The sequence below is a fragment of the Streptomyces sp. MBT65 genome, from assembly GCF_016612545.1.
Lineage (GTDB): Bacteria > Actinomycetota > Actinomycetes > Streptomycetales > Streptomycetaceae > Streptomyces.
The window spans coordinates 1-534 of the sequence record NZ_JAENRY010000742.1 but is presented as its reverse complement, the minus strand read 5'-3'; the positions used below and the strand labels follow the sequence as shown (position 1 = coordinate 534).

General features: G+C 77.0%; 1 protein-coding gene. It reads left to right on the top strand.

All coding sequences use genetic code 11. The features are described from left to right. The coding region (locus tag JHN63_RS51910; RefSeq protein ID WP_200692053.1) for an ATP-binding protein at positions 1-534 on the top strand (534 nt) is incomplete at both ends.

Below are 534 nucleotides of genomic sequence, written 5' to 3'. Positions count from 1 at the left end.
CAGGTGGCCCGCATGATGGCCACCACCCGGCCGGAAGACCTCGACCCGGTCCTGGCCGCCATCGAACGCGCCTCGACCGAGGCCCTGGCCTCCATGCGCCGCACGGTCGGCGTGCTGCGCGACGCCGGACCGGACGCGGCCGACCGCCGCCCGGTCGGCGACCTGGCGGCCGTCGCGGAACTCGTCGACGGTTTCGCGAGCCCCGCCCAGAAGGTCACCCTGCGCCGCGACCCCACCCTGCCCGACGACCTCCCGCACGAGGTGCAGGCCGCCGCCTTCCGCGTCGTACAGGAAGCCCTGACGAACGTACGACGGCACGCGGCCGACGCCGCCGAGGTCACCGTGGGCCTGCGCCGCACCGGCCGCCGCCTGGAGGTCACGGTCACCGACGACGGCCACGGCGGCACCCAACTCCCGCCCGCCGCCCACGGCGGAGGCTTCGGGCTCGTCGGCCTCACGGAACGGGTGACGGCGCTCGGCGGTGAACTCCGGGCCGGTCCGCGCGAGGGCGCGGACCGGCCCGGAGTTCACCGC